This window comes from Streptomyces sp. LaBMicrA B280, assembly GCF_049222185.1.
Classification (GTDB): Bacteria; Actinomycetota; Actinomycetes; order Streptomycetales; family Streptomycetaceae; genus Streptomyces; species Streptomyces murinus.
The window spans coordinates 47743-62504 of the sequence record NZ_JBMJCT010000005.1 but is presented as its reverse complement, the minus strand read 5'-3'; the positions used below and the strand labels follow the sequence as shown (position 1 = coordinate 62504).

The following is a 14762-nucleotide window of genomic DNA, read 5'->3' as shown; positions in this document are numbered from 1 at the left end:
AACTGAACGAGCACGTGGAAGAGGGCGTGGATGACCAGAGGACCAGTCGGACGCCGGGCGGCGCTGCTGTCGGCAGGGCTCGTGCTGGCCGCGGTGCCGGTACCCGGGGCGGTCGCCGCGCCGGGGGTGACACCGGTGGTGAAGGCCGCGCCGGGGAAGCGGACCGGACCCGCCCCGAAGACCGTCACCCTGGTCACCGGCGACAAGGTGACCGTCACCGACCTCGGACACGGCAAGCGGACCGCCACCGTCGAGCGGCCGCCCGGCGCCACCGGGGCCGTACGGACGCAGACGAGCGACGGCGAGCTGACCGTCGTACCGGACGAGGCGCTGCCGTACCTGCGCTCCGGGAAGCTGGACCGGCGGCTGTTCGATGTGAGCGCGCTGATCCGGCAGGGCCTCACCGACACCCGGGCCGCCTCCCTTCCGCTGATCGTCGGCTACGGCAAGGACACCCGCGTCCCCGCCGCCGCCCCGGCCGGCACCACCCGCACCCGGAGCCTGCCCAGCCTGCGCGGCGCGGCCGTCGAGGCGGGCAAGGGGCGGGCGTTCTGGCGGTCGTTCACGCGCGGTGACGGCATCGACAAGGTGTGGCTCGACGGGCGCGTGAAGGCCGACATGGCCGAGAGCAACGCCCAGATCGGCACACAGGCCGCGTGGGACGCGGGGCTGACCGGCAAGGGCGTCACCGTCGCCGTGCTCGACTCCGGCGCCGACCTGACCCACCCCGACCTGGTCGACCGGATCAGCGTGTCCAAGAGTTTCATCGACGGCGAGGAGGTCGCCGACCGCGACGGCCACGGCACCCATGTCACCTCCACCGTCGGCGGCAGCGGCGCCGCCTCCGACGGCAAGGAGAAGGGCGTGGCGCCGGGCGCCACCCTCGCGGTCGGCAAGGTGCTCAGCGACGCGGGCTCGGGCAGCGAGTCGCAGATCATCGCCGGGATGGAGTGGGCGGCGCGGGACGTGCGCGCCCGGATCGTCTCGATGAGCCTCGGCTCCAGCGACCCGAGCGACGGCACCGACCCGATGTCCCAGGCCCTCGACAGCCTCTCCGAGGAGACCGGCGCGCTCTTCGTCGTGGCCGCCGGGAACACCGGCGCGCCCTCCTCCATCAGCTCGCCCGGCGCCGCCGACGCGGCCCTGACCGTCGGCGCGGTCGACTCCACCGACCAGCCCGCCTACTTCACCAGCGCGGGCCCCCGCGCGGGCGACGACGCCCTCAAGCCCGACCTGTCCGCCCCCGGCGTCGACATCCTCGCCGCCCGCTCCCAACTCACCGACGGCAGCGGCTACTACACGACCATGAGCGGTACGTCGATGGCGACCCCGCATGTCGCCGGGGTGGCCGCGCTGCTCGCGCAGGAGCATCCCGACTGGACCGGCGCGCAGTTGAAGGACGCACTGATGTCGACGTCCGAGCAACTCGGCGTCTCCGCCTACACGGTGGGCGCCGGACGGGTGAGCGTCCCGGACGCCGTGGGGGCCACGGTGACCGCAACCGGCGGCGCGGACCTCGGCTTCTACCGCTGGCCCTACCCCGCGGACAAGCCGGTCACCCGAACCCTGACCTACACCAACTCGGCCGACCGGCCGGTCCACTTGACCCTGTCGGCGCGGGGCGCCCCGGACGGCGTCGCCACCCTCGCCGACTCCTCCCTCACCGTCCCCGCGCACGGCACCGCGACCACCACCGTCACCGGCGACGGCTCCACGGCGCGGGTCGGCACCACCAGCGGGCAGATCGTGGCCACCGACGACACCGGCGCGGTGCGCGCGCACACCGTGTTCGGGCTGGTCAAGGAGGACGAGCGGTACACCCTCACGGTCCACGTCAAGGACCGGGCGGGCGCTCCTACGGCGGCCGACCTCACCGTGCAGCGGCTCGCCCGGAACGCGGACCCCGAGGCGGACCACGTCGGCGACTCCGGCACCCTCCAGCTCCGCCTGAAGCCGGGCACCTACGCCCTCACCTCCTTCCTCGATGTGCACGGCAGCCACGGCGCCGACTCGCTCGGCCTCGGCTTCCTCTCCGCGCCCGAGGTCACCCTCGACCACGACAGCGACGTCACCCTCGACGGCACCAGGTTGCGCGAGATCAGGGCGGCGGTCCCGCGCCGCACCGAGACCCACCAGCTGCTGATGGAGTACGACCGCGCCGCGAACGGCGCCGACCTGTCCGGCGCGGTCCAGGTGCCCCTCACCTACGACAGCGTCTTCGCCGCACCCACGCCCCCCGTCACCCAGGGCAGCTTCGAGTACCGCACGGTGTGGCGGCTGGCGAAGCCGCAGCTGGAGGTCGAGGGGATCGGCGAGGCGACGGTCCAGCCGGGCGGCACGCTGACCTCCGGGCGACGGAAACTGCCCCTGGTGGACGTCGGCGACGGTCCCGTGCCCGCCTCCGCCGCGGGCAAGGCGGTGCTGGCCCGCCTCGCCGACGGCGCGGACCCGTCGGCGCTCGCGCGGGCCGCGCAGGACGCGGGCGCCAAGGCGCTGTTCGTCACGGACGACGCGCCGGGGCGGCTGATGGACTGGTGGGGCAACGACGACAACACCGACCGCCCGCTGCTGATCGCCACGGTGGACCAGGCGGACGCGGCCCGGCTGCGGGCGTCCTCGACGGTCGACATGACCGGCACCCCCGACTCCCCTTACGTGTACGACCTGTCCGAGGGCCACCCGGGGTCGATCCCCGACCACGACCTCACCTACCGCCCCTCGCCGGGCCAACTCGCCGCCCTGCGCGTCTCGTTCCACGCGGCACGGCCGACGAGCGGCGGTGAGTTCCGCTACTCCGTCACCGACACCTTCCCCATCGGTATCGGCTTCCAGGAGAACATCGACCTGCCCGCCGAGCGCACGGACTACGTCTCCACCGGCCCCGGCCAGCTGTGGACCGAGTCCGTCACGATCGGCATGGGCACCCTGGAGGAGCGCGGCGGCCTGGTCCGCTACCGGGGCGGCAGCCGGGTCCCACTGCACTGGTTCCAGCCGGTCTGGCACCCCTGGCTCGGCACCGGGCTCGGCTGGGGCGAGCAGCGCACCGGGGACCAGATCCAGCTGAACACGCCCGGCTGGGGCGACTCGGGACCCGACCACACCGGGTTCGGCGATGTGTGGGGCGACAGCGGCATGACCCAGACCACCTCCGTCTACCAGGACGGCACCCTCGCCGACAGCGAGTCCGGCTCGACCGCGTTCGTCCGGGACGCCCCGGCCGACGAGCACACCTACCAGGTGGTGACCGACACCGCCCTCGACGCGGACCACTGGAAGCTCACGACGCGGGGGCACACCCGGTGGACGTTCCGGTCGGCCCGGACGCCGGACGACCGTCCGACGACGCTGCCGCTGATCAACCTCTCCTACGGCCTGGACACCGACCTCGCGGGCACGGTGCCCGGCGGGCGGCGGCTGCCGGTGACGCTGGGCGCGCGCTATATGGCGGGCGCCACGGGGACGGGCACCCTCGGCGGGGGGCGGCTGGAGGTGTCGTACGACGAGGGCGCGACATGGAAGGCGGTGACTCTTCGCGGGGCCGGGACGTCGTGGCACGGGACGCTGGAGGTGCCGGGCGCGGCCACCTCCGTCTCGCTGCGCGCGTCGGCGCGGGACGACAGGGGTGGATCGGTCTCGGAGACGATCGTCAGGGCGGTGGGGGTGAGGTAGCGGGGGCGCTCTCCGGCCCGGAGTTTCGGACGATGCCCCGGATGACCCCCAGCTCCACCAGATCCTGAGGGCGGACACGGAGCTGGTCGGCGGTGTGCTCGATCTCCTCCTTCGGGCGTTTGAGGATGGCCGCCGCCAGCTCCGGGGCGATCACCGAGAAGTAACTGTCCGGCGTGGCCCAGGTGTTGTCCGGTGCGGCCAGGGCGAGGGCGCCGCCGGAGCCGCCCTCGCCGATCACCAGGGTGGTCACCGGCACCCGCGCCCCGGCCACCGCCCCGAACACCTCGGCGATGGCCGCACCGGCCCCCTGCCGCTCGGCCTCCGCGTCGTTGGCCGCGCCGGGGGTGTCCACCAGTGTCAGCACCGGCACCCCGAGCCGGTCCGCCAGCCGGATCAGCCGCGCGGCCGTCCGGTACCCGGCGGGCCGCGTCCCGGCACCGGTCTGCGCGGCGAACGCGACGGTACGACCGTGATGTTCCCCGAACCCGCAGAGGATGCCGTCGGGATCGGTACCGCCGCACCGGTCGCCGCTGAGGTGGACGCGGGTGGTGAAGTAGGCGTCCAAGTAGGCGTGGGCGCGGGGGCGTTCGGGGGAGCGGGCGCGTTGGACGGCGGCCCAGCCGGTGGCGGCCAGGCCGGTGGCGGTCAGAGCCGCGGGGACGGGCGCGGGCGGGGTCCGGCCGTCCGCCCCGGACAGCAGCCGCAGCCACCGCCCAAGGAGCCCCTTCAGGTCCTCCGGCTGTACGACCGCGTCCGCCGCTCCCGCCGCGAGCTGGGCCTCGGCCGTGTACGCGGCCGGGTCGGCGTCGGGCGGACGGACGCGGGAGCCGGCGAAGCCCACTTGGGCGCCGGGGAGGGCCAGGACGACGTCCGCGCCGGCCCCCAGGGTGGCCCAGCCGCCGCCCGTGGTGGGGTCGCGCAGCACGGCGATCTGGGGCAGGCCCGCCGCCCGGGTGAGCGCCGACTGGCGGGCCACCCGCTGGAGTTGGGTCAGCGCGACCATGCCCTCCTGCATCCGGCTGCCCCCGGTCGCGATCAACGGCACGACGGGCAGCCGGTGTTCACGGGCGTGCGCGTACGCCCCCTCCAGCCGGTCCCCGGTGCGCTCGCCCAGGGAGCCGCCGAGGAAGCCGAACTCGAAGGCGATCAGCACGGCACGGGTGCCCCCGACGGTCGCGGTGCCGCAGACGACGGACTCCTCCTCGCCGGTGCGTTCGGCGGCGCGGGCGCGCGAGGCGTCGTACCCCTGCCAGCCGAGCGGGCCGTCGGGCCTGGACTCCCGTCCGGGGACCGGGAGTTCGGTGAAGCCGCCGTCGTCCGTGACGAGGGCCAGCACCTCGCGCGCGGTGCGCCGCTGATCAGGCATCGGTATCGGTATCGGGGCCGGTAGCGGTGAGGGCCCGCTTCATGATCTTCCCCATGTCGTTGCGGGGCAGGATGTCCAGGTGGCGCACGACGCGGGGCCGCTTGTGCGGGGCGAGCCGACGGGCCACATGGTCGGCCAACTCCGCCACCCCCGGCGGGGTTTCCGGATCGGCCGGGACGATCCAGGCGACGATCCGCTCGCCCAGGTCCGCGTCCGGCTCGCCGGTGACCGCCGCTTCCCGGACGCCCGGGTGTTCCAGGAGCGCGTTCTCGATCTCGCCCGCGCCGATCTTGTAACCGCCGCTCTTGATGAGGTCGGTGGCCTTGCGCCCGACGATCCGCACATAGCCGTCCGGCTCGCGCACGGCCATGTCGCCGGTGCGGAACCAGCCGTCGGCGGTGAACGCGGCGGCGGTGGCGTCCGGCCGGTTCAGGTACTCGGTGAACAGGTTGGGCCCGCGGACCTGGATCTCCCCGACGGTCTCCCCGTCGCGGTCGCCGATCTCGCTGCCGTCCTCCTCCACGAGCCGCAGTCCGACGCCGGGCAAGGGCACCCCGACCGTCCCCGCGCGGGCCTCCCCGTCCGCGCGGACGCTGGTGTTCATCAGGGTCTCGGTCATGCCGTACCGCTCGATGACCCGGCGTCCGGTGGCCGCCGCGATCCGCTCGTGGTCGTGGACCGGCAGCGCGGCCGAGCCGGAGACCAGCAGCCGGGCCCCGCCGAGCGCCTTGGCCAGCCCGGGGTCGCCGGGGAGGGTCTCGGCGATGCGGTGGTACATCGTCGGCACCCCGAACAGCATGGTCGCGCCGTCGGTCAGGGCGCGGGCCACGCCCTGGGTGGAGAACCTCCCCAGGTGCCGCACGGAGCCGCCGCGGCGCAGCGGGCCGAGGACGCCGAGCACGAGTCCGTGCACATGGAAGAGCGGCAGCCCGTGCACCAGCACATCGGCCTCGGTCCACTGCCAGGCGTCGGCGAGCGCGTCCAGGGTGGAGGTGAGGGCCCGGCGGGGGAGCACGGCACCCTTGGGCGGGCCGGTGGTGCCGGAGGTGTAGACGACGAGGGCGGGGGAGTCGTCCGGGAGTTCGGGGTGCGGGAAGTCCGCGCGGGCGTCGACGTCGACATCGACCCGTGCCAAGTCGCCCAGTGATGAGGGGAGTTGGGTGCCCGGAGCGGTGAGGACGAGGGACGGCGCGCTGTCGGAGACGATATGGGCCAGCTCCTTCTCCCCGGACTTGGGGTTGAGCGGCACGGCGGCGGCACCGGCGAGCAGTACGCCGACGACGGCGACCACGGTCGCCATCTCGGGCGTCGCCCACACGGCCACGCGGTCGCCCCGCCGGACCCGCCGCGCCACCGCCCCGGCGGCGTCCGCGAGATCGCCGTACGTCAACGACCGCCCGCCGAACTCCACCGCGGCCCGCTCCCGCGACCCACCGACAAGCCCAGGAAAAAGTGACGACACCCCACGCACCCCTTCACGCTCGCGACCATTCAGCCCCTTCCTACACCAGGATCGACCGGCGGACGACCGTGCCGCCCCCGCGGGCAGCTCCTCAGCGACTGCTTCTGGCGGGCGGGCGGAAGGGGGGGGCTGGCGGGGATGTGGTGGTGGGTGCTGCGGTCCCTGGGGCGCGCCTCCCAGCGGATTGTTTCGGGCGGCGGGGCGGCAAAGAGGGGTGGGCGCCGGGGCCGATGAGGGGGTGTGCAGTCCCTCGTGTCCGGCTTCTCAGCCGACCGAGTCGGGCGGCGGGGTGGCAAAAAGGGGGGGCGGGCGCCGGGTGCCGATGCGGGGGTGCGCGGTTCCCGTGTCCGGCTTCTCAGCCGACCGAGTCGGGCGGCGGGGTGGCAAAAAAGGGGGGCGGGCGCCGGGTGCCGATGCGGGGGGTGCGCGGTTCCCGTGTCCGGCCTCTCAGCCGACCGAGTCGGGCGGGTGGGTGGGCGAAGGGGGCCAGGGGCAGCGCCGAGCGCCGAGCGCCGAGCGCCGAGCGCCGAGCGCCGAGCGCCGAGCGCCGAGCGTCGACGCCGTGACGGCGCCGGCCCCGCGGCCCCTACCCCCTCACCCCGCCGCGACAGACACGTCGGCGACGACGCACGTCACATTGTCCGGCGCGCCCGCCGCCAACGCCGCCGCCACCAGTTCCTCCGGCCCCGACGCCGACGCCAGCAGCTCCCTGATCCGCGCGTCGGACACCGCCTCCGTGAGGCCGTCGGAGCACAACAGGTACCGGTCCCCCGCCAGCGGCTCCTGAAGGCGCAGGTCCGGCACCGGATCCGCGCCACCGGCCAGCGCCTTGGACAGCAGCAGATCCTGGGGCGAGACCCGGTGGTCCTGCGTGATCCGGCACAGCTCCCCGCCCCGCAGCAGATACGCCCGCGAGTCCCCGATGTGCGCGAGCGCCAGCCGGGACCCGGTCCACAGCAGCGCCGTGAGCGTGCTGCCGACCTCGTCCGTACCGCCCCCGAGCTCCGCCACCGCCAGCCCCGCGGCCCGTACCGCGTCCTCCAGCGCCCCGAGCACGCCCAGTTCCCCCAGTTCCCCGTCCACGGGCAGCGTCTCCGCCTCGTCCAGGTACCGCAGCGCCTCCACCGCCGCCGCGCTCGCCGCGAGACCCGCGGGCCCGAACCCGTCGGCGACGGCGAGCAGCCTGCGGCCCGCGTAGAGGGTGTCCTGGTTGGCGGGGCGGACGAGTCCGCGGTCGGTGCGCGCGGAGTGCCTCAGTTCCAGCATCATCATGGGTTCCCTTCCCGATGTGTCGAGCGTGCCGGTCAGCTGGTCGACGAGAAACGCCGCGAGGTCCCGCCGCATCGCGGTCTCCGCCTCGACCCGCGCCCAGTACGCGCCGATCTCCCGCGCGGCCTCGCCCGGTGACAGCGCGCACACGGCGCGTATCTCGGCGAGCGGCATCCCGAGCCGCCGCAGCCAGGCCACGAGCCGTGCCCGCCCCAACTGCCCGACGGCGTAGTACCGGTAGCCGGTCCCGGGGTCGACCCGGGCGGGCCGCAGCAGGTCCAGCTCGTCGTACAGCCGGAGCGCCTTCGGTGACAGCCGGCTCACCCTGGCGAACGCCCCGATCGTCAGCAGTTCCATCGCGTCCCCGTCTCTCGTCGTCCACCACCGATGCTGGGGCTTCACCGAAGGTGAAGGTCAAACCCCCTGTCCCGGTTCCGCGCCGCTTGTTAGCCTCGCGGGTGTTCGAACGCCGTACGACAGGGAGGCACACCGTGCCCCGCATAGCCCTCGCCACCTACGACCCCGGCACCGCCCCGAGCAAGGACGCGGACCTGCCGGTGCTGGTGCGGGCGCTGAACGACGCCGGCGCTCAGGCCGACGCCCCCTACTGGGACGACCCCGGGATCGACTGGGCGGCGTACGACCTCGTCGTCGTCCGCTCCACCTGGGACTACAGCTGGCGCGCCGCGCAGTTCACGGCCTGGCTGGAGCGGGTGGCCCGGGTGACCCGGATCGCCAACCCCGTCGAGGTCATCCGCTGGAACCTCGACAAGCGCTACCTGGGCGAGCTGGCCGCCGCCGGTGTCCCCACCGTCCAGACGAGCTATGTCGCCCCGGGCGAGGACGGCGCCCCGGCCCTGCCCGCGGACCACGACTACGTCATCAAGCCGACCTCCGGCGCGGGCGCCCGCTTCGCCGCCCGCTACACGCCCGCCGAGCACGAGACGGCCGTACGACACCTCGCGCGGATGCACGCCGAGGGCTTCACCGCGATGGTGCAGCCCTACCTGAAGGGCATCGACGTCACCGGCGAACGCGCCCTCCAGTTCTTCGACGGCCGTCTGCTGCACGCGAGCCGCAAGGGCGCCGTCCTTTCCCCCGGCACCCCCTACGACGCCGACAAGGTCGCCCACCCCGATCTGACTGCCTGGCAGCCGACCGACGCCGAACTCGCCGTCGCGGAAAAGGCGTTGGCGGCCGTGCCCGGCTCCGCCGCGCCCCTCCTCTACGCCCGCGTGGACCTCGCCGACGGCCCGGACGGCGCGCCCCGCCTGATGGAACTCGAACTGGTCGAACCGAACCTCTTCCTCTTCCTGCACCCGGACTCCCTGCCCCGGACGGCAGCCGCGATCCTCGCCGAGGCGACGGTCTAGCGCACCGACAGAACGCCGGTACTCAAACACCTCACAACGTGGCCGATCTCCGGGCCCGGCGCCTCATCCGACCCGTGCGGTGCGCTGGAGCAGGCCCCAGGTGAACTCGGCGACCATGTCGCGGGGTACGCCGTCCCGGTCGGGCGCGGTGAAGGCGAGGCCCCAGCGGGTGGGGGCGGTGCCCTCCAGGGGGCGGGCAGGGGGGAAGGCGCGGGCGACCTCGTCCACGGTGCAGGACCAGGGGGTGAGGTCGTCCAGGGTGCGCGGGGTGGCGGGCGCGGCGCCGGGTGCCCGTACGAGCCATTCGTTCCATACGGCGCCGTCGGGCCCGACCAGTACCTCGAAGAGCAGGTCGGGCCAGAGCGGGAGCGCCCAGCGGCGGGCCTCGCACTCCACGTCGCCGAGCCTTCGGGGCACGACGCTCTCCGGTTCCCCGAGGACCGACCGGTACCGCGCCGCCGCGCCCCGCCCCCTCGGCGACCGCACCATCGCCTGCCAGCGCTTGTTGGCCTCCCGCATCTCCCCGAGCGAGACGCCCAGCGTTCTGCGGGCGTCATCGACCAGCCCGGGTTGGTGATCGGCCATACGACGCAGCAGCACCAGCTGAAAATCGAGAGTCACGGATCCATGGTGCCCGGGGGCGGGGACACGCACCGGCGCCGGCCGGGTGCGTCACTCCGGAACGGTGATGCTCGGCGGAGCCGGGGCCGCCGCCGACAGCGCGCGGACCGCCGCCAGGTCCTTCGGGTGCCGCAGCGCCGAGGAGATCGCCGCGATGTCCCGCAGGAGCGCCGTGGGCTCGGCGTCCCCGCGCACCGCCCCGCCGCCGTTCTCGATCGCGTCCAGGACGCCCACCGCCGCCGACACCGCGCGGGCCCGCGACGCCGGATGCCCCACCGCGAGCGCCGCCGCGTACGCCCGCTCCGTCAGGTCCGTGTCCACATGGCGGGCGAGCGGCAGCAGGGCGTCACGGATGTACGTCTCCCGGCGGATCAGCCGGAGCTCTCCCGTGGCCCGCAGCGAGAACGGCGGCCGTGAACCCGTCGCCGACCGCAGCACCCGGTACAGCGGCCCCAGCCGGTGGTACGCCCGCCGGATCCGGCACCGGTCGTGCAGGGCCTGCCCGGCATGCGGAAGGATGAAGCCCGCCGCCAGCAGGATCGCGGAGAGCGAGGCCACCGGCGGCGCCAGATTCGTGCTGAGCCAGTCCGGGTCCCGGCCGGACCACCGCGCGACCACCGCCGTCACCTTGGCCGCGTCGTACAGCAGGCTCAGCGCGTACCCGCCGCCCAGCAGCCGCAGCCCCCAGCGCAGCCACGCGTCCAGCTCCCGGTCCCGTACCCAGTCCCAGATCACCCGGGAACTCAGCGCACAGGCGACGGTGTGGGCCAGCAGATAGAGCAGGATCTCCTCGCGCATGAAGGGCGTACGGGCGTAGTACGTGTCCAGGTCCCGCACCCGCTCCACCGGCACGTCGGCCAGCAGGAACAGCACCCACAGCGCGAGGACCACCAGGGTGTAGCCCGAGACGATCCACCAGATCGCCCGCCGGATGCGCGCCGACCGTCCGGCACGTCCGTTATGTCCGTCGCGCCAGGTGACGATGAACAGCAGCCCCGCCCCGGAGTTCGCGGTGATCAGCGAATAGCACCAGGGCGCCGAGAAGTTGGGCACCCCGGTGAGCACGTTCATCCGGTGGATCACCGACGGCACGCAGAACACGAACACCGTGCAGGCGAACAGGAGCACCCCGCCGACCGCGCGCAGCAGCGGGTCCCGCCACAGCCGGATGATCGTGGGCAGCTTCAGCAGCAGCGCGAGGGTCAGCAGCGCCGCCGGGATCCAGAAGGAGATGTACAGGCGGCCGAGCAGCACCGAGGGATCCAGTGCCAGCGTGCTCACCGCGCCGCTCCGCCCCGCCCGCGATAGCCGAGGGCACGCTGCAAGGGGTCCTGCGGGGTGTCCCCGGACCCGCTGAGCCGGGACCGGAACAGCGTGGCGAGCCGATGGCCGAAGTCGTCCGCCTCGGCCTCGTCCGTCTCCCGGGAGCCGTTGCGCGCGGCCACCGTGAGCGCCGTCTCCGGCCAGCCTGGCGCCTCCGCGAAGGCGCGGGCCGCCGCGTCACCGGCGAGGTGATGGTGCCGGTGCCCGGCGTGCAGATGCCACAACTCATGGCCGAGAATGACCAGTTGCTGCACGTCCTCGGCCCGGTCCTCCACGATGACCAGGTCGAAGTCGGCGAACTCCACCCACAGCCCGGTCACTTCGATCTCGTCCGGGAAGCGCTCGAAGCGCAGCTTCAGCGGCCGTCCGCCGCGCAGCGCGCTCATCTCCTCGCACAGCGCCCGGCACAACCCCCGTACATCGGCGGGTGCTTCGGGCCGGGCGCGGACCGCCGCGGCCAGTTCTCCGGCGAGGGAACGCATGGCGGTGCCGGAGCCGCCGGGGCGTCGCAGTCGTGCGGTCAGCTGTGCCGCCCGCCGGCGCGCGCCCGCGATGCCCATCCGTTCCCTTTCCCGCCGTCCGCCGCTTCCCGCGATCCGCCACGACTGCCTCGCGACTCCTCGCGGTGCCTCGTCGCCGAAGCCCCATCGAGCGTACGCGCCGGGATATGCCCGCGTCACGCGATCCCGGGGGCGTGGTTCAAGACACAACCAACCCTCCGGCGGCCTTCCCCAGCAGCGTCAGACGGACCTCGCCCGGACCCGCCAGCGTGGTGAACTCGGACAGCACCGCCAGCGCGAGCGTGTTCTCGCCGCGCGTCCGCAGCACCCCGTTGGGCAGCGCGAACGTGTGCTGCGGGCCCACGTCGTTGATGTACTGGCCCATGTTCCAGCCGTTGAGGAAGATCTGCGCCCGGTAGGCCCGGTACGGATCGTCCTGGAGCGTCAGCCCGACCGAGGCGTCCACATCGCCGGGCACGGCCAGCCGGAACGTCGTGCGGTACCAGGTCACTCCCTGATACCGCTCGGCGCGCGGGAAGCCCACGGACTCCCAGTCGCCGTCCTCGAACCCCGGCAGATGCCAGCCCGAACGCTCCCCGTGCAGACCGCCGTTGTTCAGCGGCCCGCGCACCGGGTCGGGGCGGCCCTCGCCCTGGATGCGCCAACTCACCTTCGGCGAGGCCCCCTTGAAGACCGCCGCCGTCAGGCCCCGGGCGGCCTTGTGGGTGTCGTCCGACTTTCCGTCCTGGTCGTGCTGCATCCGCCGGACGAGGACGGACAGCACATGCCGGCCGGGGGAGCGCAGCGCGTCGCGCACCGGGAAGGCGGCCGTGTCCGACCAGGTCCCCTTGCGGATCGTGGCGGCGTCCGGCACCGGCATCCGGTGCGTGCCCAGCGGCTCCCCGTCCAGCCATGCCATCAACAGGCCCTGGGTGCCGGTGCTGTAGCCGAGCGCGACCTCGTCGATGCCGCTGGAGTCGTCGAAGACACCCCGGTACCAGACGTCCCCGTAGTGGAACCCGTAGTCGTCGGCGAACAGCACCGGCTGACCCGCCGGGACGGCCGAAGTGCTGTACGAGGTCTTCCTGTCCGCCGCCTTCCACGTCGAGTCGTCGTAGCTCGGGCCCACTTCGGGGTTCTCCCGGCACATCCGCCACTTGCCGAGCGCGGGCAGCCGGACGTCCGGCACGGCGGGCAGCATCTCGGTGGTCATCAGGCTGCCGGACATCGTCACCCGGGTGGCCAGTTCGCGCCCGTTCCACACCAGGGCGGAGATGCCGCGCGGCCCCCACACCTCCACGCTCGTCGGGTCGGTGATGTCACCGGTCAGGTGGACCTCGGAGCCGCGCAGTTCGACATGGCGCAGCAGCTGGGGGCCGTAGACCAGCAGGGACCCGGACGGGGTGTCGTAGGGGAACAGCCGTACGGAGGTGGCGTCGTCGGCGAAGAGGAGGAGCAGCGGGGTGTCGGTGTCGCCCTTCTCCACCAGCACCCGGATCAGTCCGCTCTGCCCGAGGGGCGCGTTCACATGCAGGCCCGAGTCGTCCACGCCCCAGGCGGCCTCCGGGTCCAGCCGCATGACGTCCGGGTCGGTGTCGCACTCCAGCACCAGCTCGGCCATCTCGCCCTTGCGCCCGGTGAACACGGCGACGTCCTGCCGCCCGGCGGTCAGGCACATGGTCGGCTGCACGGTCGCGTACTTCAGCTTCCGCCTGCCCAGCGACAGACCGGTGGTCAGCAGCTTGGCGTCCTTGCCCGGCACGGTGATCCGCAGGTGGCCCTCGGCGGTGGGCAGATCGGCCGCCACCGGCTCGGCGGTGTCGTTGCGCGCGATGTACACATGGGCGCCGGTGTCCGGGTTGGTCAGGTGGTAGACCTTCAGCCCCTTGGCGCGCACCTCCGCCGCGCGGTCCAGCTTGGCGAAGTCGGGGACACGTTGCAGCAGATGCCCGAGCTGGTGCATCGGGGCGATCTTCGCGGTGACGTTGCGGGCCTCGTCGATCGCGGCGCCGTAGTCGTACGACGTGTAGACGACCGGCGCGGGCAGCCAGCCCCACGAGGTGCCGCCGAAGGTCATGTAGACGTTGTGCAGCGTGATGCCGTTGGCGAGGTTGGTCAGGTAGAAGCGGCGCTCGTAGGCGGAGTCCCGGGTGCGGCGGGCCTCGGCGTACCCCTTGCCGTCGTAGAAGGAACCACCCCACGGGTCGAACCAGCCGCCGCCGAACTCGGGCACGAACCCGGGCGTGGCGGGCGAGGCGCTGGCGCCGCCCTTCGCCCCGCCGGGCCCGAACGTCCCCCAGTCCGGCGGGGTCTGGGACGGCGAGGGGTACCCGTCGAAGCCGTACAGCCAACCGCCGCGCTCCCCACCGGTGTCGAAGGAGCCGGGGGTCCAGTACCCGTTGCGCCCCTTGTCGTTGTGGAACAGCGGTACGTCGATGCCGTCGGCGCGCACCTTCTTGTACAGGTGGGACATGTAGGCGCGGCTGTCCGCCGAGTCCACGCGCGCGTCGAACTCGTTCTCGATCTGGTAGAGCAGCACGGTGCCCCTGCCCTGGGTGAACAGGTGCTCGCGGGCGATCCGGTTCACCCGCGTCAGCCACTCGTCCACGTGCCCGAGGTACGTCGGGTCGGCCGAGCGGGCCCGGCCCTTCGTCGCGGTCAGCCAGCCGGGGAAACCGCCGCCGTCCACCTCGGCGTTGATGTACGGGCCCGGGCGCAGGATGACGTAGAGCCCGGTCTCGGCGGCCGTGCGCAGGAACAGGTCCAGGTCGCGGACGCCGGAGAAGTCGTAGCTGCCCGGTGCGGGGGAGTGGTAGTTCCAGGCGACGTAGACGCTCACCGCGTTGTAGCCGTGCGCCCGCATCTTCTGCAGCACGTCCCGCCACAGGGCGGGGCTCGGCAGCCGGAAGGGATGCAGTTCGCCCGACCACACGACCAGCCGTCTGCCGTCCACCAGCAGGGAGTAGCGGTCGTACCCGATGGTGTGGTGCTCGCCGTCCGCGCGCGGCGGGGCGGGCACCGGACCGGTCGGCACGCTGCGGGCCGCGTACGCCGAGGGCGCGCCGGTGCCGCCGCTGCCGCCCAGGGCGAGGCCGAGCGCGGCCGAGCCGGTCAGGGCACTGAAGGTACGTCTGCTGAGCGCCAAGGTGGATCCTCCCGGCGATCTTACGGGGCGCGGG

9 protein-coding genes are annotated in these 14762 nt (G+C 73.7%); 2 read left to right on the top strand and 7 right to left on the bottom strand.

All coding sequences use genetic code 11. The annotated features are described in order from the left end of the window. Window positions 1-30 precede the first annotated feature (30 nt). A complete protein-coding gene (locus ACLF5H_RS04845; RefSeq protein ID WP_421674819.1) occupies window positions 31-3669 on the top strand; it encodes a S8 family serine peptidase in 3639 nt (1212 codons plus the stop codon). Here the strand turns inward: ACLF5H_RS04845 and ACLF5H_RS04840 are convergent. The 3 genes from ACLF5H_RS04840 to ACLF5H_RS04830 all read right to left on the bottom strand — a co-directional run bounded on the left by ACLF5H_RS04840 (window position 3647) and on the right by ACLF5H_RS04830 (window position 8123). Next, entirely contained in the window at window positions 3647-5035 is a 1389-nt protein-coding gene (locus tag ACLF5H_RS04840; protein ID WP_421674818.1) for a carboxyl transferase domain-containing protein, read from the bottom strand. The genes ACLF5H_RS04845 and ACLF5H_RS04840 overlap by 23 nt on opposite strands. Further along, entirely contained in the window at window positions 5028-6497 is a 1470-nt protein-coding gene (locus ACLF5H_RS04835) for an acyl-CoA synthetase (RefSeq protein ID WP_421674817.1), read from the bottom strand. The genes ACLF5H_RS04840 and ACLF5H_RS04835 overlap by 8 nt, the downstream gene beginning before the upstream one ends. 594 nt (window positions 6498-7091) lie before the next feature. Continuing rightward, entirely contained in the window at window positions 7092-8123 is a 1032-nt protein-coding gene (locus ACLF5H_RS04830) for a MerR family transcriptional regulator (RefSeq protein ID WP_421674816.1), read from the bottom strand. 134 nt (window positions 8124-8257) lie between these two features. Between ACLF5H_RS04830 and ACLF5H_RS04825 the strand changes: the two genes are divergently transcribed. After that, the gene (locus tag ACLF5H_RS04825; RefSeq protein WP_421674815.1) at window positions 8258-9139 is read left to right on the top strand and encodes an ATP-grasp domain-containing protein; all 882 of its coding nucleotides are present in this window, start codon (window positions 8258-8260) and stop codon (window positions 9137-9139) included. 63 nt (window positions 9140-9202) lie between these two features. On the opposite strand, the gene ACLF5H_RS04820 is transcribed toward ACLF5H_RS04825, so the two are convergent. The 4 genes from ACLF5H_RS04820 to ACLF5H_RS04805 all read right to left on the bottom strand — a co-directional run bounded on the left by ACLF5H_RS04820 (window position 9203) and on the right by ACLF5H_RS04805 (window position 14728). Continuing rightward, window positions 9203-9724 (bottom strand): hypothetical protein, encoded by a 522-nt coding sequence (locus ACLF5H_RS04820; RefSeq protein WP_421674938.1) that lies wholly within the window; start codon window positions 9722-9724, stop codon window positions 9203-9205. Window positions 9725-9811: 87 nt separating this feature from the next. Then, window positions 9812-11041, bottom strand: coding sequence for an MAB_1171c family putative transporter (locus ACLF5H_RS04815; RefSeq protein WP_421674814.1), 1230 nt, complete (start codon window positions 11039-11041; stop codon window positions 9812-9814). Continuing rightward, a complete protein-coding gene (locus ACLF5H_RS04810; protein ID WP_421674813.1) occupies window positions 11038-11643 on the bottom strand; it encodes a toxin-antitoxin system, toxin component family protein in 606 nt (201 codons plus the stop codon). Before ACLF5H_RS04810 ends, ACLF5H_RS04815 begins: the two co-directional genes overlap by 4 nt. 139 nt (window positions 11644-11782) lie before the next feature. Next, window positions 11783-14728, bottom strand: a complete 2946-nt coding sequence (locus ACLF5H_RS04805; RefSeq protein ID WP_421674812.1) for a glycoside hydrolase family 35 protein — start codon at window positions 14726-14728, stop codon at window positions 11783-11785. Between the last annotated feature and the right edge of the window lie 34 nt (window positions 14729-14762).

Bases quoted from the DNA above. Each gene is read 5' to 3' on its own strand.
- ACLF5H_RS04845 (WP_421674819.1), top strand. From the start codon at position 31: ATGACCAGAGGACCAGTCGGACGCCGGGCGGCGCTGCTGTCGGCAGGG.
- ACLF5H_RS04840 (WP_421674818.1), bottom strand. From the start codon at position 5,035: ATGCCTGATCAGCGGCGCACCGCGCGCGAGGTGCTGGCCCTCGTCACG.
- ACLF5H_RS04830 (WP_421674816.1), bottom strand. From the start codon at position 8,123: ATGGAACTGCTGACGATCGGGGCGTTCGCCAGGGTGAGCCGGCTGTCA.
- ACLF5H_RS04820 (WP_421674938.1), bottom strand. From the start codon at position 9,724: ATGGCCGATCACCAACCCGGGCTGGTCGATGACGCCCGCAGAACGCTG.
- ACLF5H_RS04810 (WP_421674813.1), bottom strand. From the start codon at position 11,643: ATGGGCATCGCGGGCGCGCGCCGGCGGGCGGCACAGCTGACCGCACGA.